General features: G+C 70.2%; 21 protein-coding genes. 7 read left to right on the top strand and 14 right to left on the bottom strand.

The genetic code is table 11. The features are described from left to right. Positions 1-4: 4 nt before the first annotated feature. The 3 genes from ACFWV3_RS11245 to ACFWV3_RS11235 form a co-directional block, all read right to left on the bottom strand. Positions 5-817 (bottom strand): hypothetical protein, encoded by an 813-nt coding sequence (locus ACFWV3_RS11245; RefSeq protein ID WP_382410764.1) that lies wholly within the window; start codon positions 815-817, stop codon positions 5-7. Positions 818-1,009: 192 nt separating this feature from the next. Next, positions 1,010-1,903 carry a transketolase family protein gene (locus ACFWV3_RS11240; protein WP_382410762.1) on the bottom strand — a complete coding sequence of 298 codons (894 nt, stop codon included), beginning with the start codon at positions 1,901-1,903 and terminating at the stop codon, positions 1,010-1,012. Between the two features lie 3 nt (positions 1,904-1,906). Continuing rightward, positions 1,907-2,566 (bottom strand): thiamine pyrophosphate-dependent enzyme, encoded by a 660-nt coding sequence (locus ACFWV3_RS11235; RefSeq protein ID WP_382410760.1) that lies wholly within the window; start codon positions 2,564-2,566, stop codon positions 1,907-1,909. Positions 2,567-2,639: 73 nt separating this feature from the next. Here ACFWV3_RS11235 and soxR point away from each other — a divergent pair, with 73 nt between their 5' ends. Further along, positions 2,640-3,086: a redox-sensitive transcriptional activator SoxR gene (gene soxR / locus ACFWV3_RS11230; protein ID WP_382411328.1), complete on the top strand. Its 447-nt coding sequence runs from the start codon at positions 2,640-2,642 to the stop codon at positions 3,084-3,086. Here the strand turns inward: soxR and ACFWV3_RS11225 are convergent. Continuing rightward, positions 3,030-3,914: an alpha/beta fold hydrolase gene (locus tag ACFWV3_RS11225; protein WP_382410758.1), complete on the bottom strand. Its 885-nt coding sequence runs from the start codon at positions 3,912-3,914 to the stop codon at positions 3,030-3,032. The two genes, soxR and ACFWV3_RS11225, sit on opposite strands and share 57 nt — an antisense overlap. A 647-nt stretch (positions 3,915-4,561) precedes the next feature. Here ACFWV3_RS11225 and ACFWV3_RS11220 point away from each other — a divergent pair. After that, positions 4,562-5,083 carry an RNA 2'-phosphotransferase gene (locus ACFWV3_RS11220; protein WP_382411327.1) on the top strand — a complete coding sequence of 174 codons (522 nt, stop codon included), beginning with the start codon at positions 4,562-4,564 and terminating at the stop codon, positions 5,081-5,083. Here ACFWV3_RS11220 and ACFWV3_RS11215 read toward each other — a convergent pair. Genes ACFWV3_RS11215 through hisD form a run of 5 tightly spaced genes read right to left on the bottom strand, consistent with a single transcriptional unit; the run spans position 5,080 to position 10,921 of the window. Further along, entirely contained in the window at positions 5,080-7,710 is a 2,631-nt protein-coding gene (locus tag ACFWV3_RS11215) for a WD40 repeat domain-containing protein (protein ID WP_382410756.1), read from the bottom strand. The genes ACFWV3_RS11220 and ACFWV3_RS11215 overlap by 4 nt on opposite strands. Positions 7,711-7,734: 24 nt before the next feature. Then, positions 7,735-7,890 carry a hypothetical protein gene (locus ACFWV3_RS11210; protein ID WP_330853690.1) on the bottom strand — a complete coding sequence of 52 codons (156 nt, stop codon included), beginning with the start codon at positions 7,888-7,890 and terminating at the stop codon, positions 7,735-7,737. After that, entirely contained in the window at positions 7,891-8,493 is a 603-nt protein-coding gene (gene hisB / locus ACFWV3_RS11205) for an imidazoleglycerol-phosphate dehydratase HisB (protein WP_382410754.1), read from the bottom strand. Beyond that, a complete protein-coding gene (locus ACFWV3_RS11200) occupies positions 8,490-9,596 on the bottom strand; it encodes a histidinol-phosphate transaminase (protein ID WP_382410752.1) in 1,107 nt (368 codons plus the stop codon). The genes hisB and ACFWV3_RS11200 overlap by 4 nt, the downstream gene beginning before the upstream one ends. Beyond that, entirely contained in the window at positions 9,596-10,921 is a 1,326-nt protein-coding gene (gene hisD, locus ACFWV3_RS11195; RefSeq protein ID WP_382410750.1) for a histidinol dehydrogenase, read from the bottom strand. The genes ACFWV3_RS11200 and hisD overlap by 1 nt, the downstream gene beginning before the upstream one ends. Before the next feature lie 132 nt (positions 10,922-11,053). Here hisD and ACFWV3_RS11190 point away from each other — a divergent pair, with 132 nt between their 5' ends. Further along, on the top strand, positions 11,054-12,349 hold the full coding sequence (locus ACFWV3_RS11190; protein WP_382410748.1) for a M14 family metallopeptidase: 1,296 nt from the start codon (positions 11,054-11,056) through the stop codon (positions 12,347-12,349). Here ACFWV3_RS11190 and ACFWV3_RS11185 read toward each other — a convergent pair. After that, positions 12,333-13,454, bottom strand: coding sequence for an aminotransferase class V-fold PLP-dependent enzyme (locus ACFWV3_RS11185; RefSeq protein WP_382410746.1), 1,122 nt, complete (start codon positions 13,452-13,454; stop codon positions 12,333-12,335). The two genes, ACFWV3_RS11190 and ACFWV3_RS11185, sit on opposite strands and share 17 nt — an antisense overlap. Before the next feature lie 34 nt (positions 13,455-13,488). Here ACFWV3_RS11185 and ACFWV3_RS11180 point away from each other — a divergent pair, with 34 nt between their 5' ends. Continuing rightward, positions 13,489-13,980: a hypothetical protein gene (locus tag ACFWV3_RS11180; protein WP_382410744.1), complete on the top strand. Its 492-nt coding sequence runs from the start codon at positions 13,489-13,491 to the stop codon at positions 13,978-13,980. A 4-nt stretch (positions 13,981-13,984) separates the two neighbouring features. Here the strand turns inward: ACFWV3_RS11180 and ACFWV3_RS11175 are convergent, their stop codons facing one another. Beyond that, positions 13,985-15,487, bottom strand: coding sequence for an ABC transporter substrate-binding protein (locus ACFWV3_RS11175; protein ID WP_382410742.1), 1,503 nt, complete (start codon positions 15,485-15,487; stop codon positions 13,985-13,987). Positions 15,488-15,511: 24 nt separating this feature from the next. On the opposite strand from ACFWV3_RS11175, the gene ACFWV3_RS11170 reads away from it, so the two are divergent. The 3 genes from ACFWV3_RS11170 to ACFWV3_RS11160 are packed head-to-tail and all read left to right on the top strand — an operon-like array spanning position 15,512 to position 17,167. Continuing rightward, positions 15,512-16,285: a carbon-nitrogen hydrolase family protein gene (locus ACFWV3_RS11170; protein ID WP_382410740.1), complete on the top strand. Its 774-nt coding sequence runs from the start codon at positions 15,512-15,514 to the stop codon at positions 16,283-16,285. Positions 16,286-16,290: 5 nt separating this feature from the next. Then, positions 16,291-16,698 carry a cupin domain-containing protein gene (locus tag ACFWV3_RS11165; protein ID WP_382410738.1) on the top strand — a complete coding sequence of 136 codons (408 nt, stop codon included), beginning with the start codon at positions 16,291-16,293 and terminating at the stop codon, positions 16,696-16,698. A 40-nt stretch (positions 16,699-16,738) separates the two neighbouring features. Continuing rightward, positions 16,739-17,167 (top strand): hypothetical protein, encoded by a 429-nt coding sequence (locus tag ACFWV3_RS11160; RefSeq protein WP_382410736.1) that lies wholly within the window; start codon positions 16,739-16,741, stop codon positions 17,165-17,167. On the opposite strand, the gene nadC is transcribed toward ACFWV3_RS11160, so the two are convergent. Genes nadC through nadA form a run of 3 tightly spaced genes read right to left on the bottom strand, consistent with a single transcriptional unit; the run spans position 17,138 to position 20,615 of the window. Next, positions 17,138-17,986 (bottom strand): carboxylating nicotinate-nucleotide diphosphorylase, encoded by an 849-nt coding sequence (gene nadC, locus ACFWV3_RS11155; RefSeq protein WP_382410734.1) that lies wholly within the window; start codon positions 17,984-17,986, stop codon positions 17,138-17,140. The two genes, ACFWV3_RS11160 and nadC, sit on opposite strands and share 30 nt — an antisense overlap. Beyond that, complete coding sequence (locus tag ACFWV3_RS11150; protein WP_382410732.1) at positions 17,983-19,596, bottom strand: L-aspartate oxidase; 1,614 nt, start codon at positions 19,594-19,596, stop codon at positions 17,983-17,985. The genes nadC and ACFWV3_RS11150 overlap by 4 nt, the downstream gene beginning before the upstream one ends. Continuing rightward, the gene (gene nadA, locus ACFWV3_RS11145) at positions 19,596-20,615 is read right to left on the bottom strand and encodes a quinolinate synthase NadA (RefSeq protein WP_382410730.1); all 1,020 of its coding nucleotides are present in this window, start codon (positions 20,613-20,615) and stop codon (positions 19,596-19,598) included. The genes ACFWV3_RS11150 and nadA overlap by 1 nt, the downstream gene beginning before the upstream one ends. Positions 20,616-20,678 lie beyond the last annotated feature (63 nt).

Here is a 20,678-nt window from a genome sequence, read left to right as displayed (position 1 = left end):
CAGGTTAGTCGGTCGGGACCGCGCCCTGCGTCACGGGGATGACCGGCAACACGGTGTTGATCGGTTTGCTGCGGACGAGCTGCCGCCGCAGTGACACCATCAGCCCCGCCGTCAGCACCAGCAGCGCACCCGCGACGAGGTAGTACACGACCATCCCGACGTTGAGCAGCACCGTCACCAGCGCGGTCACCAGGATCAACGGGAAGATCAGCGCGAGCGGCCACTTCTGCGTGTGCGGCGGCTGGAGCGTCTCCAGCACGAAGTCCGCCCTGCCCTGCTCCGTGAGCTCGGCGACCTGCGCGACCTCGGGTAGTCCAGCCGCGCGGAAGAAGTCGGGGATCGCCCCGCCGGCGTTGTGGAAGTCGCGGATGCGCTCGAGAGGCCCCTTGCGGCCGGCCGCCGGGTACAGGGCGGTGAGCTTGTCGATGGCGTCGGCCTGCCACTTGTCCTTCTCGCGCAGGTTGATCAGGCCCGCGGTCGAGCGGTCGAAGAGCCTGCCGACCGGACCCGACTGCTTCGCCTGCTCCGACAACCGCAGCACCGCCTCGCGCGAGCCCCACATCGAGGCGCGGCCGAGCGTCGTGGTGAAGAGGTAGAGCAGGGCGGCGTCGTCGTTCCACACGGCGAGCGCGGCGCCGTTCCCGAGCTTGCGCACCCTGTTCGTCATGTACGCGGCCTCGTTGAGCTTCGTCGCCGGAGGCGGCAGCAGCACCGTGCCGGACTGCACCGGGACGAGCGCCGCGGGTCCCACGTTGCCGCTGTGCATGGCCTTCTGCAGCTCGGCGGCGTTCAACGGGGTCCAGATCAGCATTCTCACGACCAACATCATTCCTCGTCGGCCGCGCGAGTCCGTGCAGACATGCCAAGATCTTCGTGTTCCGGAACGGACGGACGTCCGGAAAGCGGTGCGCGACGGGGCATCTGGCCCAGTCGCGCAGCCGCTTCACCTCTACACGGCGCGAGACGGCGCGCCGGTCCAGTCATCCCCCATGACTGCGAACATGTTTCTTCACCCCCTGAAGAAACTCCGCACAGCGCTCCCCAGCCCGACCACGTCAAGGTCGTGCGCGGCGTCGTGGTCCTCGGCCGTGCCGTAGTTGCGGAGCTCTGCGTGTCGTTTGACGCCTATAGAACGCACACGGTGCGGGATTTGTTGCAGCGACTCGGACACAAGATGAGATGAAGTTCCCTCGAGGTACGGCTCCACCACCATGACGTCGGCGTGGTCCGTCTCCCGCACGGCCTTGCACAGCCCGTCCGTGTCGAAAGGCCGGACCGTGGCCGCGTACAACACCGTGACGTCGGCGTTCTCCGATTCCACTGCCTTGAGCACACGGTCGAGCATCGGACCCACGGCGAGCACGACACCGCGCTTTCCGTGACGCAGCGCGGTGAATCCCGCACCGACCGGATGCGGTTGCGTGTTCGCATGCAGCGAAAGCCTGATGTAGACCCGGTTGTCGTCCTTCAACGCCTGACGGAGCAACGGCGTGACCTCGTCCGCATGCCCCGGCACGTGCACAGTCCAGCCGGGAAGCGTGTCGAACAACGCCACGTCACCCGGCGACTGATGCGTACGTCCCCACGCCGGGTCGTCGTAGGACGCGCCGATGCTCACGAACACCGCACCCACGTCCTGATGGCCGATATCGAGCTTGATCTGCTCGTAGGGCCGTTCGACGAGGAATGGCGCGTAGCTGTGCACGACCGGCCGTAGTCCGGCCAACGCCAGACCGCTCGCCACGCCCACCATCGTCTGCTCGCGGATCCCGACGTCGACGACGCGTTCGTTCTCCTGCGGGAACTCGTTGCTGGAGATCACCGCGGTGACCACGGCGATCCGCGGGTCGTGCCCGATCTCCTCGTTGACCGTCCTGACGAACGCCTGGCGCATCGTGGTCATGGTTCAGCTCCTCTCGATCTTGGCGACGACCGCGTACGGGCGGTCGTGCGGCGTGGTCAGTGCGGCGAAGAGGGCGTCGTGGTCACGGCCGTCGACCTCGTCGGTCTGCCAGCCCTCGACGGCGAAGCGCCGGGCGATGCCACCGGGCCAGCCGTACACGGCAGACCGGTTGTCGATCACCACGGCGGTGAGGTTGGCGACATTCAGCCGGGCGGCCACGGCGATGGCCTCGTGGTTGCTGCCCTCGTCGAGCTCACCGTCGCCGACCAGCACGATCGTGCGTCCGGCGCTCTCACCGATCCGCTGCCCGAGCGCTGTCCCGACCGCGATCGGCAGGCCGTGCCCGAGCGAGCCGCTGCTGATCTCCACACCCCGCAGCAGCACCCGGTCGGGGTGCTGGCCGAGCGGGCTGTCCCACGACGTCCAGTCGTCCAAAGTGGACTCGTCGATGAACCCCTTCTCCGCCAGGACCGCGTAGTAGGCCATCGGCCCGTGCCCCTTGGACAGCAGGAACCGGTCGCGGCCGGGGTCGTCGACGGTGGCGGGCGTGACGTTCAGGACGCGGTCGTACAGGACCCAGAGCACGTCGATCGTGGAAGCCGCCGCCCACTCGTGCTTCTCGTCCCCGGTCATCCTCGCGAAGAGCTCCGGTATCCGTTGCATGGCACCAACTGTTCAACCTCGACCATGCTGGAGGTCAAGCGGTTACCATGATCGGGTGAGCAAGCTGCCGGAAATGCTGACCATCGGCCAGGTAGCCGAACGCAGCGGCGTCCCCCACACCACGCTGCGCTTCTACGAGGACAGAGGCCTGATCGCCTCCGTCCGCACCACGGGCAACCAACGGCGCTACCAACGCTCGGTGCTTCGCCGCCTGGCCTTCATCCGCACCGCGCAACGAGTGGGCCTCACCCTCGAGGACGTCCGCGACGCCCTGGCGCAGCTCCCCGACAACCGCACCCCCACGAAGTCCGACTGGGAACGCCTCTCCCGCGCGTGGAAGACGGAGCTCGACGCGAGGATCGACGCCCTGTTCCGCCTGCGCGACAGACTGACCGGCTGCATCGGCTGCGGCTGCCTGTCCCTGCGCAGCTGCTCGCTGCAGAACATCGACGACGAACAAGCCTCACACGGCCCCGGCGCCCCCAAGCTCAAGCCGGCCACCGAGGGCGGCACCCTCTAGAAATTTGCCGATTGCAAGCACATACCCATCGGGATCGTCGATGTGCAACATGTGACCTGCATCTTCCAACACGACAGCCCTCGCGCCGGGCACAAGCTCCAACGTCGGCTCAACCAGCCCAACGGGAAACGTCATGTCGTACCGCCCGTGCAACAACAGCACCGGAATGCCCAGCTCCGCGATCCGCTCAGCCGCACCGGGAAGCCGCGGCGACACCAACCCGCCGCCCTGCAACTGCCGAACCCACTCTCCCCCGAACCTGATCTCCGCCAGCCGCTCGAGGTAACCGGCCATCGCCTCAGCCCGCCGAATGTTGGCCGGAGCAGCCGCGAACGCCTCGGCCCGCACACACTCCTCCGCCGTCAGATCGCCCCGCTCCCACGGATCGCCCTGACGCGCGAGGACCTCATCACGCTCCGCCCACCCGTCAAACGCACCCGCCGGCACAGGCAACACACTGCTGCCCGACACGATCAAGCTGCGCACCCGCTCCGGCCGCATGATCGCAAACCGCTGCGCCACCATGCCGCCGTACGAATGCCCCAGCACATCCGCCCGCTCAACCCCGAACGCATCGAGCACCCGCACAAGATCATCCACCACACTGTCGGGGTGGTACTCGGGCACGCGCCCCGACCGCCCGCATCCGCGCAGGTCAGGCAGCAGCAGGCGGCTGTCGAGGCGCTGCAGCGGGTCGCGGAGGTAGCTGTGGTCCCAGTCCGGGCCGCCGTGGATGGCGAGCAACGTGCGGTCTGCGGGCCCCTCCTGCCATGCCACGAAGATCTCGGGTTCGCCGGGCACCATCCGCTCTCGCCACACGGCCTCCATCCAAGCGCACGACAGGCGGCGGGGTGCGAGCTTTGCTGGATCGAGCGGGGGTTGGGGGTCGCGGACTTGCCGCGGGGTCGTGCGGTCACCGGGCGGGACGGGGCACGTGGGACGGTAGGACGAGGCCACGGTGGGACGATCACGCGCCAGTCGACTCGCCGCTCACCTCAACACGACGGGCAACCAAGCTCTCCAATGTTGTCCGGCCACCCCAGCCTCAGCAGCCAGGCCACCCAGGCCGGTCCCACCAATCCAGCCGCCAATCCAGCACAGCTGACCCAATCGCCCAGCCGCACAAACCGCGCGCTTCCTCACCACCGCGCACATCCACATCCTGCGTGCCACGCGAGTGGGGGGCGATCCCGTTCCCCCCGCGCGCGACGCCCAGCCGGTCCGACCACGTGCCGGCCCCAGCCACCGGCCCTCACCCAACCGTTCCTCCTGAACCCCTGACCGTCCGCCCCGACTCCAGTCGTCCGCATCACCGCGCTCCTCATCCTTGCGGGAGGCGGCCGATCATGAGATCCGGACGTCGAACAGACGGACTCACGCCTGAATCAGGACAAGGACCACCCGTTCGAGTGAGTTCCGGCCAAGAACCGAAGCAGCCAAAACCGCTGGACACCCTGTGGTTTGCTGGGCGGCAAATGGAACAAGACAGAATGATCCGCCTCTCGAAGCGGATGTCCAAGGCGCTCCGGCACCAGCCCGAGCGCGTCGGCCTCACGCTGGACCCGGCCGGGTGGGTGCCGGTGGCCGCGTTGCTCGACGCGCTGAAGATCTCGGCTGAGGACATGCTCGAGGTGGTCGAGCGCAACGACAAAAAGCGGTTCACGGTCGACGGGGATCGCATCCGGGCCAACCAGGGCCACAGTGTCGAGGTCGATCTCGGCTTGCCCACGGCGGTGCCGCCGGACGTGTTGTTCCACGGCACGGTGGCGGCTTACCTCGACGAGATCATGCGGAACGGGCTTCGGCCGATGTCGCGGCATGACGTGCACCTGTCGCCTGATCGTGAGACCGCGACGCGGGTGGGGGCTCGGCGGGGCAGGCCGGTGATCCTCGCGGTCGATGCCAAGGCGATGCATGGTGATGGGCACGAGTTTCGGCTCAGTGCCAACGGGGTGTGGCTCACGCAGCACGTTCCTGCGCGGTATCTCCACAGCTAGCAGGTGAAGTGGGCTGGGGGTTCGGTGCCCACGTAGCGGTGCCACTCGTCGGCGGTCAGGGGGCGGGCGGCTGCGGTGCAGGCTGTGCGCACCCAGTTGTCGGCGGACAGGTCCCAGGCGGTCAGGGGTGTGTCGGAGACGGCTGTGATCAGGCGGTGGGGGCCGTCGAAGGCGGTGCCGATTCGGCCGAAGCGTCCGCCGGGTGGGGCCAGGGGGACTTGGCCCAGCAGGTCGCCTGTCGTCAGGTCCGTGAGGACCATGGACTGGTCGCGGCGCAGGTGGACGGCCAGGTCCGCGGTGGCGGTGAGTCCTGGTAGAGCGGAGCCTTCCACCTGGATGCTGCGGTGGGTGGTGCCCGCGTGGTCCCAGATTTCCACGGTCCCCGGGCGCTGGATCAAAAGGGCGTTGTCGGTGAACGTGACGGCGTCGGCTTGGCCGGTCAGGGTTCGGCGGGTGCCGGTTCTGGTGTCGACCAGTTCTACCGCGCTGGAGGTCACGATCGCGGCGATGGAGGTGTCGGGGCTGATGGCGGCCAGGGCTGCCGAGGGTGGCCAGCCTGCCTGGTCCAGGCGGCGGGTCAGCGGGATGGTGCGTTCCAGGGCGAAGTCCTGGCCGGCGAAGACTTGGACGTCGCCCTGTTCGTTGATGGTGACCAGGCGGCTGTCGTCCGGTGCGGCGCGCAGCGCCACCAGGTGGTCGGCCGTCACGTCGCCCTTCCAGCGCGACAGGCGGCGCAGGACCGGTTGGGTCTGCCAGGTTTCGCCGATGCCCTCGGGCAGGGTGACCAGGTAGAGCTTGTCGCCGGCGGAGTTCCAGGCGACCGGGCCGAAGTCGCTGTCCGGGCCCACCGACTCGGAAGACGTGCCGAGGGACAGGTCGGGGCCCGCGGTCACGGCGGCCTTGCCGTGGGAGACGGCCAGCCACGGGGCCGGGCAGGCGTTGCAGGACAACGGGGTGCGGGTCGGCAGTGCGGAGCTCAGGCGGGTGTTCTTGCGGAGGTCCCACAGCACCAGGCGGTCGTGGGAGGCCGACACCAGGCGGTCGGAGGAGCCGAGGAACTCGACGAACGGCGTCTCGCTGTTGCCCTCGAGCCTGGCGACCTCTCCCGAGCCGGAACCGAAGCCAGAAGCAGTCATGTCGTAGACGTAGATCGTGCCCGTGTCCGCGACGGCGGTGCGGGCGCCGTCGTCGGTGATCGCGACGTGTGACGGAGTGGGACGGCCGAGGCGCAGTTCGGCGTCCTGGGAGTTGTAGGCGAACGTCGGGTTCGTGGTGTGCCACAACCTGGTCAGGCCGTCGGTGGACCAGCCGAACTGGGCGCCGTTCGGGGAGGCGCCGAACCACGAACCGGTGGCGGGCAGCACCTCGCCGCGTGCGGTGGACACGGCCTCCTGCGAGGCGAGCGAACGGCGCACCCACTCGGTGTCGGAGAGCTCGACCAGGGTCTCGTCGTCGGGCAGGCGCAGCACCAGCAACGGGAAACCGGTTCCGTCGCGCTGGGTGCGGCGGTCGTTCTGTCCATCGTGGACGATCGACAGGAAGCGGTCGGACGCCATGGCGTGGAACGCGGTGAACCGGCCGGACGGCGACACCGCGGCCAAGCCGGACGTCAGGTCGGCCGGGACCTCGAAGCGTCGCACGGTGGAGGCGCCGTCCCAGCGCACCGCCCAGCCGACGGAGAACGCGGCGATCATGCCGCCATTGGCACTCACCGACACCGACGTCACCGGCTGCGTTCCGACCCCGATCTCGGACCGCGTGGACCGCGACAGGTCCAGCCGCACCACGCGGCCGTCGGAGGTGCCGGCGACTGCGACCTTGCCGTCGGCAGAAGCGGCCAGCGCGGTCACCTCGCCGCCGACCTGCACGTACCGGTCGAGGTGCGGGGAAGCGGTCAGAGAGGCGAACAGCGCTGACCGGGTCTGCGCGTTCGGCTCGGTGCGGTAGGCCTCGGCGGCGAGCGCCTGTGCCAGGCCGAGGTCGGTGCGCAGGTTCGCGACGGCCGCCGACGCCAAGCCGCGGGCCGTGGCGGTGCGGGCGTCCGCACCCCCTCCCGGCACAACGGCCGCGACGAGCCCCACGACGAGAAGAGCCGCCAACGCCATGGCGACGCCCCGAGCGAGCCGCACCGTGCGGCGGTGCTGACGGACGTGCTCGCCGATCAGCTCATCCCGGGGAACGTCGCGCACCACGCTCGCGATGCCGGCGACGGACTCCCGGAAGCGCGGGTTCGACTCGTCGGCGAGAGCAGCCGAGCGCAACCAGCGGAGGTCGACCCAGCGCGGGTCCTCACCGAGCGCCTTCCGCACGGCAGCGGGCACCGACCGCGCGTACTCGCCCGAGGTGAGCACGACGAGGATCCGCTGCGGCGACCGGTGTTCCAGCCACCAGTCGAGCGCGCGCGTGACCTGCTCGGACGGCTCCGGTGAGGCCAGCAGGACCAGCCGGCGCGACCGGGCCAGAGCCTCGGCCGACGCCGACGAGCCGGTGTCGACGAACACCCGTGTGGCGCGCAGGCGGTACCAGGGTTTGGCGAACCGCTGCACGCCACGCCGCAGAGCGGGGGCGAGTGTGCCTTCCAGAGCACCGCTGTGCGAGAGGAAGGCGTCGTACTCGTGCTCGGTCACGCGCGAGATCTTGTCGGTTCGGAGCTAAATGAGCCAGAGCACCGCGCCGCCGACCGCAAGAACGGTCAGCACGAGGAGGATGACCGCCAGCACCCTGGCGGTCTTCCACGTCGTGTACACGCCACCGCCCAGGAAGCCCGCGAGGGCCAGCAGGCCGATGACGACGACTTCCTTCGGCATCTACAGCACGCCCTTGGTCGACGGGACCACGCCGCCGACGCGCGGGTCGGGCTCCACGGCGGCGCGCAGGGCACGGGCGATCGCCTTGTACTCGGCCTCCGCGATGTGGTGCGGGTCGCGGCCGTACTCGACGCGCACGTGCAGCGCGATCTGGGCGTGGAAGGCCAGCGACTCGAACACGTGCCGGTTCAGCACGAACGGGTAGTTGCCGCCGATCACGAACGAGTTGAACTGCTCCGGCTCGCCGCGGTGCACGGTGTACGGGCGGCCCGAGACGTCGACGGACGCGTGCGCGAGGGTCTCGTCCATCGGGATCCAGCAGTCGCCGAACCGGCGGATGCCCTTCTTGTCCCCCAACGCCTCGCGCAGCGCCTGGCCCAGCACGATCGCGATGTCCTCCACGGAGTGGTGGGCGTCGATGTGCGTGTCGCCGGTGGCGCGGACGATCAGGTCGAAGCAGCCGTGCACGCCGAACGCGGTGAGCATGTGGTCGTAGAACGGCACGCCGGTGCTGATCTCGACCTGGCCGGTGCCGTCGAGGTCGATCTCGACGTAGACCGACGACTCCCTGGTGGTGCGCTCGACCTTGCCCACACGACTCACCGGCTGACCTCCTTGCTGGCCGCGAGGAAAGCGTCGTTCTCCTCGGGCGTTCCGATGGTCACCCGCAGGTGACCCGTGATTCCGACGTCCCTGATGAGCACACCGTGGTCCAAATAGGACTTCCAGGTCTCGCGCGCGTTCTCGAACCAGCCGAACAGCACGAAGTTCGCGTCCGAGGGCACGACCTGGAAACCCAGCTCCCGCAACGACTCCACGACCCGGTCGCGTTCGGCGGCGAGCAGGGCCACAGAGCCCAGCGTCTCCGATGCGTGCCGCAACGACGCCCGTGCGGCCGCCTGCGTCAGCTGCGACAGGTGGTACGGCAGGCGCACCAGCTGCAGCGCGTCGACCACGGCCGGCGCCGCCGCCAGGTAGCCGAGGCGGCCGCCCGCGAAGGCGAACGCCTTGGACATCGTGCGCGAGACGATCAGCCGCGAGCCGAACTCGTCGAGCAGCTCGATCGCGCTGCGCTGCGGGGAGAACTCCGCGTACGCCTCGTCGACGACGATCACGCCGGTGGCGGACGCGATCAGCAGCCGCAGGTCGTCGAGCGGGATCGACTGGCCCGTCGGGTTGTTCGGCGACGTCACGAAGACGACGTCCGGCCGCGTCTCGGCGATCACCGCGGCCGCCTTCTCCACGTCCAGCGAGAAGTCGGGACGGCGCGGGGTAGGCGACCACTCGGTGCGCGTGCCCGCGGCGATGATCGGGTGCATCGAGTACGACGGCTCGAAGCCCAGCGCGACCCGGCCGGGGCCGCCGAACGCCTGCAGGACCTGCTGGAGGATCTCGTTGGACCCGTTGGCGGCCCAGACGTTCTCCGCCGTCAGCGTGACCGACGTGGCCTCCGTCAGGTACGCCGCCAGGTCGTCGCGCAACGCCACCGCGTCACGGTCCGGGTACCGGTGCAGGTCCGCCGCGATCTCCGCGACGGCCGCCACGACATCCGCCGCGAGAGCGTCCGTCGGCGCGTACGGGTTTTCGTTGGTGTTCAAGCGGTACGGCACGTCGAGCTGCGGCGCGCCGTAGGGCGTGCGGCCGCGCAAGTCCTCACGCAGGGGCAGGTCGGACAGCTCCACACGCGCACCCACAACAGGCTTCATCAGGAAAACCTCCCAGAAAACCTCGCGGTGACGGCCTGCCCGTGCGCGGGCAGGTCTTCCGCGTTGGCCAGCGCGACGACCTTGTCCGCGACCTCCCGCAGTGCTTCCTCGGAGTAGTCGATCAGGTGGATGCCGCGCAGGAACGTCTGCACGGACAGCCCGGACGAGTGCCGCGCGCAGCCACCGGTGGGCAGCACGTGGTTCGAGCCCGCGCAGTAGTCGCCCAGCGACACCGGGGCGTACGGACCGACGAAGATCGCGCCCGCGGACCGGATCCGCGCGGCGACGGAGCGGGCGTCGCGGGTCTGGATCTCCAGGTGCTCGGCGGCGTAGGCGTCGACGACCCGCACGCCCTCGTCCACAGAGGACACCAGGACGATGCCGGACTGCCTGCCCTCCAACGCCGTGCGCACGCGCTCGCTGTGCTTGGTGGCGCCGACGCGCTTCTCCACCTCGGCGTCCACCGCGTCCGCGAGCTCCTCGGAGTCCGTCACCAGGACGGACGCGGCCAGCGGGTCGTGCTCCGCCTGGGAGATCAGGTCGGCGGCCACGTGCACCGGGTCGGCCGAGGAGTCGGCGAGGACCGCGATCTCGGTCGGGCCTGCCTCGGAGTCGATGCCGATCAGGCCGCGCAGCAGGCGTTTGGCCGCCGTCGTGTAGATGTTGCCGGGGCCGGTGACGATGTCGACCGGCGCCAGCTCGGCGCCGTCGGTGTCCACGCCGCCGTGCGCCATCAGCGCCACTGCCTGCGCGCCGCCGGCCGCCCACACCTCGTCGACGCCGAGCAGCTCGGCGGCGGCCAGGATCGTCGGGTGCGGCAGGCCGCCGAACTCGGCCTGCGGCGGGGAGACCACCACGAGCGACTCGACGCCGGCGATCTGGGCGGGCACGACGTTCATGACCACGGTCGACGGGTAGACGGCGAGCCCGCCGGGCGCGTACAGGCCGACGCGCGCGACCGGCACCCACTTCTCCGTGACGGTGCCGCCGGGCACGACCTGCGTGGTCGTCTCGGTGCGGCGCTGGTCGGCGTGCACGCGCCGGGTGCGCGCGATGACCTCTTCCAGCGCCGCGCGCACGGCCGGGTCCAGCGAGGCCAGCGCGGACGTGAGCTCGGCCGCCGGCACGCGCACGGAGGCGGGCCGGACGCGGTCGAACTTCTCGGTGTACTCGAGCACGGCCTCGACGCCGCGGTCCGCGACGGCGTCCACGACCGGGCGGACGTGATGCAGCACCGCGTCCACGTCCACCTCGGCGCGCGGCACGATGGCGCGCAACTGAGCGGGGGTCGTGGTGCGACCTCGCAGGTCGATGCGGTTCAGCATGCCCACCAGCCTAGTTGCCGCCGAAATCTGTCAACGGTCACCCCGCTATCGGCGCTACTGGTCCCGTGACGCCCCGGCCACGCTCGGTCAGGCACAACTCCGTCGCAAACCCCTGCTGATGATGGAGGAACGATGTTCAGCAAGAGCCGCGGCAAGATCGCCGCAGTGCTCGCCGTCTGCCTGCCCGTGCTGGTGGCGGGCATGGCGTCGCCCAGCACCGCCGACTCCGGCCGTTATCTGCTGGAAGTCACGGCGAACACGTCCGCAGAACGCACGCAGGTCGCCCGCACCGGCGTCGACGTGCTCGGCGCGACCGAGCTCAAGACCGTGTCCGTGGTCGCGGACAAGTCGCAGTACCAGGCGTTGAAGGCGACCGGTCTGCCGATCAAGTACCTCGGCGACTTCGAGCAGCAGCTCAAGAGCCTCGGCAAGGTGGACTTCACGGACCCCAAGCCCGGCGAGGTCGGCACGCAGGACTTCCCGTCCGGCTACACCGGCTACCACAACTACGCGGAGATGACCGCGGAGCTGCAGCAGACCGTCACCGACCACCCGACGCTCGCGAGCCTGCGCAGCATCGGCAAGAGCTACCAGAACCGGGACATCTGGGCGCTCAAGGTCAGTGACAACGTCGCGACCGACGAGAACGAGCCGGAGGTGCTGTTCACCTGCAACCAGCACGCCCGCGAGCACATCACGGTCGAGCAGTGCCTGCAGATCATCAAGCGCTACACCGACAACTACTCGAACTCGGCCATCAAGAGCCTGGTGGACAGCCGTGAGGTCTGGTTCGTCCCGATGGTGAACCCGGACGGCGTCGAGTACGACATCGCGACCGGGTCGTTCCGCGGCTGGCGCAAGAACCGCCAGGGCAACGGCACCGACCTCAACCGCAACTGGGGCTACCAGTGGGGCTGCTGCGGCGGTTCCAGCGGCAGCTCGACGAGCGACACCTACCGCGGCACGGCGGCGTTCTCGGCGCCGGAGACCAACGTCGTCAAGAACTTCGTGAACTCCCGCGTCGTCGGTGGCGTCCAGCAGATCAAGACGAACATCGACTTCCACTCGTTCTCGGAGCTCGTGCTGTGGCCGTTCGGCTACACCACCGCGAACACCGCGCCGGGCCTGGACGCGACGGAGGAACGCGCGTTCCGCACGCTCGGCCAGCAGATGGCCGCCACCAACGGCTACACGCCGGAGCAGGCGAGCGACCTGTACATCACCGACGGCAGCATCGACGACTGGATGTGGGGCACTCACAAGATCTGGTCGTACACGTTCGAGATGTACCCGACGAGCGGTGGCCTCAACAGCTTCTACCCGCGGGACACCGTCATCGCGGCGCAGACGTCGCGCAACGACAGGGCCGTCGACCTGTTCGTCGGCTACTCGGACTGCGTGAAGCGGGTCATCAGCGTGTCCTGCTGACCCTCTCCAGGGCCTGGTCGACCTCGTCGAGGGTGACGAAGTAGTGCGGGGAGGCCCGCACTACCTCGTCCAGGCCCCTGCGGGTCATGTCGATCCTGGTCGACTCGAGCTGCGAGACCGTGACGGCGACGTTCTCGTTCCACAGCCGGTCCTTCAGCTCCACGGGCGGCACCCGGTCGCTCGTGAACGTGACGATGCCGGACCGCCGTTCGCCCAGGTCGTGGACCGTGATGCCGGGCAGGCTCGCGAGACCCTCGCGCAAGCGCCGGGCGCGTTCCCCCACCTCGGCCTCGATCACGTCCAGGCCCTTCGCGAGGGCGTGCTTGGCGGCGGCGATCAGGCCGAGCCGGTCCGCGACGCTGAACTCCCACAGCTCGAACACCCGCGCGTCGTCCCGCGGCTCGAACCGGTCCACGTCGGTCCACTCGGCGGCGCTGTGGTCCATCAACCGCGGCCGCAACCGCCTGCGGACTTCGTCGCGGACGACCAGCGCGCCCGTTCCGCGAGGCCCCCGCAGCCACTTGCGGCCGGTGCAGACGAGCATGTCGTAGTCGACGGCACTGAGGTCGAGCTGACCCGTGGACTGGCAGGCGTCGAGCAGCACCAACGCTCCCACCTCACGGGCCTTGGCGGTCACCTCGTTGACCGGGTTGACCAGGCCGCCGTTGGTCGGGACGTGCACCAGCGAGATCAGCTTGACCCGGTCGTCCAGGTCGAGCGCGCCGACGTCGACCTGGCCGTGCCGGTCGGACGGGATGACCTCGATCGTCGCACCGGTCTCCTCCGCGCGGCGCAGCATCGGCACGGCGTTGCCGCCGTACTCGACCTCCGTGACGAGGACGCGGTCGCCCTTCGCGAGCGGGACGGCGTCGAACGCGGTGAGCCACGAGCGGGTCGCGCTGTCGGTGAAGGCGACCTCCGACGGCTCGCAGCCGAACAGCTCGGCCAGCACGCCGTAGCCGGCTTCGAGGTCGTCGTGGCGTTCGGCGGCGGCGCGGTACCCACCGATCTCGGTCTCACGGCGGAGGTGCCCGACGACCTCGTCCACGACCTCGGCGGGCGGGATCGACGAACCGGCGCTGTCCAGGAAGATCAGGTCGCTCACGGACGGCACTCTGCCACGAAATAGGCTGGTCGCCATGGTGGAGATCCCCTACGGCAAGCGCATGCGGCCGCGCTACTGGCGGTTCCTGATCATCACGGCGGTCGGGATCGCCCTGGTCGCGTTCGCGCTGGACATCCCGTGGCTGCTGATCACCCTGAGCGTGCTCGGCGTGCTGAACGCGGTCGTGTGCGTGGGCGCGCTGTACGTCCTGCACAAGCAGCCGCACACGATCTCCGCCGACGAGCTGCGGCTGCGGCAGCTCGGGTTCTTCGACTGGCGCATCCCGACCGAGGACCTGGGCGCGGCGCAGGTCGCCGAGCGGTCGCACAAGGGGCAGCGCAGCGTCGAGGTGATCGGGGACGCGCTCGTCATCCAGTCGCTGACCAAGACCAACGTGTCGGTGCCGTTCCACGAGCCGCAGCTCGTCAACCTCGGCAAGACGGGCGTCCAACGGGTCGAGCGGGTCGAGTTCTGGGCGGACGACCCTCAGCAGGCCGTCCGGGACATCAACGCCCGAACCACGTGACGAGCTACTTGGGCTCCCACTTGTCCAGGTTCCACCACGGACCCCAGGCGAGCGCGCCGTAGGAGTTCGGGTCGACCACGGGCGCGTAGCCGGTCCACGAGTCGCGCAGCACGTACGCGTGCTCCGGGAAGACCAGGACCACCATCGACGGCGCCCCGACGAACGCCTGCTGGAAGAGCTTGTACGCCACGGCGCGCTGGGCGGGGTCGATGAGCTTGCGGCCGTTCTCCAGCGCGGCGTCGGCGGCGGGGCTGCCCTGACCGCGCAGGCCGTAGAGCATCAGGTCCGGGTCGAACGGCGAGCCCTCGCCGTAGAGCAGCGCGTCGGTGCCCATGCGCGGGCGGATGGCCTCCCACGACAGGCCGGCCAGTTGCACGTCCACGCCCACGGCCCTGGCGTCGGCGGCGAACGCGGTGGCGAGGTCGGCGCGCAGGTCGTCGCCCAGCGGGTACATGAGCGTGAAGCGGGCGGGGACGCCCTCGCGGACCCGGACGCCGTCGGCACCCGCGGCCCAGCCCGCTCCGTCGAGCAGGCGGATCGCCTCGGCCTTGTCGAAGCGGAACTTCGCGGTCGGGTCGAACTCCTCGGCCAGCGCGTCCGGCACCGGCGTGTACGCGACGGTGCCCTTGCCCTCCAGCAGGCTGTCGATCATGCCCTGCCGGTTGGTGGCGTAGTTCAGCGCGAGGCGGACGGCGGCGTTGCCGGTGACCGGGTTGCCCGTGGGCAGCGTGACGGACCGGTAGTCGGCGCTGCGGTGGTACTGCACGACCAGGCCCGACCTGCCGGTGAACGTCTCGGCGATCTTGGGCGGCAGCACCGTGCCGTCGAACTCGCCGTCCTGCATGCGGCGGGCGCGCTGGTTGTCGTCGCTGACGAAGACGACCGTCACCTTCTTGACCTTCGGCGCGCCGTCGAAGTAGCCCTCGTTGGACTCCAGCAGCAGCCGGTCGCCCTTGCGCCACTCGGTCACCTTGTAGGGACCGGTGCCGATCGGCTGCCCGTCGGGGTTCGCCTGCTCGCTGGGCAGGACGCCGAGCACGAGCAGGTGCGGGAACGCGGCCTGCGTCTGCGTGAGGGTGAAGCGGACGGTGGACGGGTCGACCTGCTCGACGGACTTCAGCGTGCTGAACCGGTCCTTGACCGAGCTCCGCAGCGCGGCGGTGTAGGTGGCGACCACGTCCTCGGCGCCGAACGCGCTGCCGTCGGTGAACTTCACGTCGCCGCGCAGCTTCACCGTCCAGCTCAGGCCGTCCGCGGACGGTTCCGGCAGGTCGGCGGCGAGATCGGGGCGCAGCGAGCCGTCCTGGCGGTGCTCGACGAGACCGTTGTAGATCTTCGACACGCCCTGCGCGCCGTAGCCGAGCAACGGGTTCAGCGTCGTCGGCTCGTCGCGGTCGGCCAGCACGATCGACGTGCCGTTCGTGCCACCGTCCGGACGCGGTGTGGCGGTCTCGGTGCAGCCCGCGACGGCCAGCAACACGACGAGGAGCAGTGGGGAACGACGCACGGTCCGGACCCTACAGTGATCCCCATGCGCATCGCCGTGAGTCAGATCAGCTCCACCACCGACCCCAGGTCGAACCTGGAACTGGTCCGCGACGCGGTGCGCAGGGCCGACGGCGCGCGGGTCGTGGTGCTGCCCGAGGCGACGATGTGCCGCTTCGGCGTGCCGCTCGGGCCCGTCGCGGAGCCGTTGGACGGGCCGTGGGCGTCGGCGGTGCACGAGATCGCCGCGCAGCACGACGTCGTGGTCGTGGCGGGAATGTTCACGCCATCCGGTGACCGCGTGACGAACACGTTGCTCGTGACCGGACCCGATGTTCATGTGGGGTACGACAAGATTCACCTGTTCGACGCGTTCGGGTTCCAGGAGTCGCGCACGGTCGCGCCGGGTTCGGACGTGGTGACGTTCGAGGTCGACGGCGTGACGTTGGGCGTGGCGACCTGTTACGACGTGCGCTTCCCGGAGCTGTTCCGCGCGTTGGCGGACAAGGGTGCGTCCGCCGTGCTGCTCGGGGCGTCGTGGGGGGCCGGTCCCGGCAAGAAGGAGCAGTGGGAGCTGCTGGTGCGAGCGCGCGCACTCGACTGCACGTCGTACGTCGTGGCGTGTGGTCAGGCGTACCCCGGTGATCTCGGGTCTTCGGCGCCGACCGGGATCGGGTACTCGACGGTCGCGGACCCGTTGGGGAACGTCGTCCTGCAGCTCTCGGACCAGCCGGAGACATCGGTCGTCGATCTTGATCTGACCGCGGTGGAAAAGGCGCGCGAGGTACTGCCGGTGCTGGCCAACCGACGGCTACGTTGAGGTCCATGCGCATCGTTTCGGCCGTGGTGGCCGCCCTGCTGTTGTTCGCCGGTGTCGCCTCGGCCACTCCCTCGCGCGGGGTGACAGCGCGCGAGATCGCCAAGTGGTCGATGGGAGACCGCGACTACACGGTCCGCGAGATCACCGTCGCCCCCGGCGGCAGCACCGGCTGGCACCACCACGACGGCACGCTGTACGCGGTGGTGAAGCAGGGCGTGCTGACCCGCACGATGGACGACTGCACCACGACGTTCGTGCACCACCGCGGTGACACGCTGATCGAGGAACCGGCGCACGTGCACGTCGGGCGCAACCTCGGCACGGCGCCGATGGTGTTGCAGGTGCTGTACGTCAACCCGGCCGGCACGCCGTTGTCGGTCGACGAACCGAACCCGGGCTGTTCCTTCGAATGAGCTTGACCTCCAGTTAGGTCGAGCCCACAGGATCGTCGCCATGACACTTCCCGAACTGCCCTCGTTCGTCCACGGCCGCAAGGACATCGACGGCTTCACCCTGTACCGCACCGGTGGCATGGCCGACGCGGGCACGCCCGTGGGATGCGTGGTGCTGGTCACCATCGACACCGACTCCGAGGCCACCGCGAAGGCGTGGATCGACTCGGTGTTCGTGGCACTGGCGAGCGAGCCGAAACCGCCCGCCGGTGGCATCTCCGCCGCCTTCCACATCCGCGACGACGGCAAACAGGTGATCAACTACGCCGAGTGGCGCAGCGCGGAAGATCACATCCACGCGCTGTCGGACGGCGAGGGCGTCGGCTCGCACACCGCCGACTGGCGCCGGGTGCAGAACTTCCCCGGCGTCGGTCAGGGTGGTTTCGTGCGGTACCAGCCGCTAGCGAAGGTCCAGGCCGAGGTCGAGTGACGGGCTGGAGTGCGTGAGACCGCCGACGGCGAGGTAGTCGACGCCGGTCTCGGCGTACCGGCGGGCCACGTCCAGCGTGAGCCCGCCGGACGCCTCCAGCCGCACGTTCTCCGGGCTGCGCTGCACCGCCTCCGCGCACTGCTCCGGCGTGAAGTTGTCCAGCAGCACCAGTTCCGCGCCCTCGGCGATCGCCTCGTCGAGCTGTTCCAGGCTGTCGACCTCGACCTCCATCAGCAGGTCAGGTGCGTGCGCACGGGCCGCGCGGATCGCCGCGCCCACCGACCCGGCCGCGGCGACGTGGTTGTCCTTGATGAGGATCGCGTCGCCGAGGCCCATGCGGTGGTTCACGCCGCCGCCGCACCGGACCGCGTACTTCTGCAGCAACCGCAGGCCCGGCAACGTCTTGCGGCTGTCGCGGACCTTCGCGCCGGTGCCCTCGATCGCGTCGACCCAGCGCGCGGTCTGCGTGGCGATGCCGGACAGGTGGCAGATCAGGTTGAGCGCCGTGCGTTCGACGGTGAGCAGGCCCCTGGTCGGGCCGGTCAGCACCAGGGCGGGCTCGCCCGGTACGGCCTTGTCGCCGTCGGCGGCCTCGGAGACGACCTCGATCTCCGGCAGGTAGCGCTGGAAGGCCGTGCGTGCCACGGACACGCCGCACAGCACGCCCGGCGAGCGCGGGGTGATCTCGGCGGTGGCGACGGCCTTCTCCGGCACCGTCGCCAGCGTCGTGGCGTCGAGGCCGTAGCGGAGGTCCTCTTCCAACGCCAGCTGGATGACGCGGTTCGCGTCGTCCCAGTCGATCTCAAGACGGTCGGTCATGCGACACCCTCTGCGAGGACAGGATCGGCCAGCACGGGCTGACCGGTCGGGGTGAGCCGGACGAGCTGACTGCGCTGCCAGGCCTGCGACCGCTCGGTGAAGTCCGTGCGGACGTGGCAGCCGCGCGACTCGGTGCGTTCCTGCGCCGCGGCGATCAGGGCGCGGGCGGCCATGGTGAGCGCCGCGTCCTCGACCAGTTCGCGCGACTCCAGCTGCTTGTCCACAGTGGACACGTCGAGCACCGAGCCGACGACGGCGAGGCCCTCGGCGTCGCGGCCGATCGCGGCGTAGCGGGACATCACGCGCTGGAGCAGGTCGCGGTCCGCGACCGGCGCGGTGGGCAACGAGATCTCCACCGCGCGGGCCGGTGCGATCAGGCCGATCGCCAGGTCGGCGGCCACGGCCTCGGCGGCACGGGTGCCGCAGACCAGGCCTTCGAGCAAGCTGTTGGACGCCAGGCGGTTCGCGCCGTGCAGGCCCGTGCGAGCGACCTCGCCGACCGCGTACAGGCCGGTCACGCCGGTGCGTCCGTCGACCGACGACACCACGCCGCCGCAGGCGAAGTGCGCCGCCGGGGCGACCGGGATCGGGTCCGTGGCCGGGTCGACGCCGGCCGCGACGCACGCCGCGTAGACGGTCGGGAAGCGCGTCGCCATGTCGTGCAACGCCGTCGCGTCCAGGAAGACGTGGTCGTCGACGCCACCGGGTTCGAGCGCCATGTGCCGGGTGATCGCGGCCGCCACGACGTCGCGCGGGGCCAGGTCCTCCAGCGGGTGCACGCCCTTCATGACACGGGCGCCGGTGGCGTCGATCAGCACGGCACCCTCGCCGCGCACGGCTTCGGTGACGAGCGGGCAGCGGCCACGGGCGCCGCGGCCGGTGTAGAGGACGGTCGGGTGGAACTGGATGAACTCGACGTCCGCGGCCAGCGCACCGGCCCGCAGCGCCAGCGCGAGCCCGTCGCCCGTCGCGACGGACGGGTTCGAGGTCGCCTGGTACATCTGGCCGAGGCCACCGGTCGCGAGCAGCACGGCGGGCGCGGTGAGCACGCCGGGCACGCCGTTGCCGTCGAGCACCAGCAGTCCGCCGACCGCGCCGAGCGGCGTCTTGACCGCGTCGACCGCGACGTGGTTCTCCAGCAGGGGAACCCGTCCGTCCACAGTGGCCTTGAGCAGTGCGCGTTCGACCTCGGCACCGGTCGCGTCACCACCGGCGTGCACGACGCGGAACGCGCTGTGGCCGCCCTCGCGGGTGCGTTCGAGCAGGCCGTCCGGCTTGGCGTCGAACACGGCACCGCGCTCGCGCAGCCGCGCCACGGCCTGCGGGCCGTCGCCGATGATCGTGGTGACCGCGGCCGGGTCGCAGAGGCCCGCGCCCGCCGTCAGCGTGTCCTCGACGTGCTTGCCGACCGTGTCACCGGGGTCGTGCTGGTCCTCCATGACGACCGCGACGCCGCCCTGCGCCCAGCGCGTGTTGCCGTCGTCGCCCGCGGCCTTCGTGACGACCAGGACCCGGAGTCCCAGCTCACGAGCCCGCAGCGCGGCGGTGAGACCCGCCACGCCCGTGCCGACCACGATCAGGTCGGCTCGCGCCTCCCAGCGCGCGGCCATCACTCACCGCCGCCGGGCTGGCCGATCTCGATCATGCGCTGCACGGCGCCCTGGGCGCGCTTGGCGGTCTCCAGGTCGACGTGCACCTCGTCCAGACCCTCGCGCACGCACCGCAGCAGCGCGGCCGGCGTGATCATCTTCATGTAGGTGCAGGACGCGCGGTCGTTGACGGCGCGGAAGTCGATCTCCGGGGCGGCCTTGCGCAGCTGGTGCAGCATGCCGACCTCGGTCGCGACGAGCACCTTGCGCGCGTTCGTGCTGCGGGCGGCGGTGATCATGTCGCCGGTCGAGAGGATCTTGACCTTCTCCGCCGGGACGATGCCCTCGCCGCTGAGGTAGAGCGCGCTGGTCGCGCACCCGCACTCGGGGTGGATGAACAGGTCGGCGTCCGGGTTCGCGGCGGCGCGCTCGGCCAGTTCGGGACCGTTGATGCCGGCGTGCACGTGGCACTCGCCCGCCCAGATGTGCAGGTTCTCGCGGCCCGTCTCGCGCTTGACGTGCGCGCCCAGGAACTGGTCGGGGCAGAACAGCACCTCGCGGTCGGCGGGGATCGAGCGCACCACGTCGACGGCGTTCGACGACGTGCAGCAGATGTCCGTCTCGGCCTTCACCTCGGCGGTCGTGTTCACGTAGGACACCACCACGGCACCGGGGTGCTGCGCCTTCCACTCGCGCAGCTGTGCGCCCGTGATCGAGTCGGCGAGCGAGCAGCCCGCCCGCTCGTCCGGGATCAGCACCGTCTTCTCCGGGGCCAGGATCTTCGCGGTCTCGGCCATGAAGTGCACGCCGCAGAAGATGATGGTCTGCGCGTCGGACTGCGCGGCGATCCGGCTGAGCGCCAGGGAGTCGCCGGTGTGGTGGGCGATGTCCTGGATCTCGGGCAGCTGGTAGTTGTGCGCCAGGATGACGGCGTCCCGCTCCTCCGCGAGGCGCAACACCTCGTCCCGCCACGCGGCGTTCGGCTCGACTCCGCCGTACACACCCGACGCGGTTCGCTCCACGGCTGCGGTAGCGACCATCACTGCCTCCTCGATCCGGGGTTTTCGCCTAGTGGTCGAAAACGTCGCCGATAGTATCAGCCG

Source organism: Lentzea sp. NPDC059081 (assembly GCF_042738015.1).
Taxonomy (GTDB): Bacteria; Actinomycetota; Actinomycetes; order Mycobacteriales; family Pseudonocardiaceae; genus Lentzea.
The sequence above is the reverse complement of the archived record's forward strand: the minus strand, read 5'-3'. Positions and strand labels throughout refer to the sequence as shown.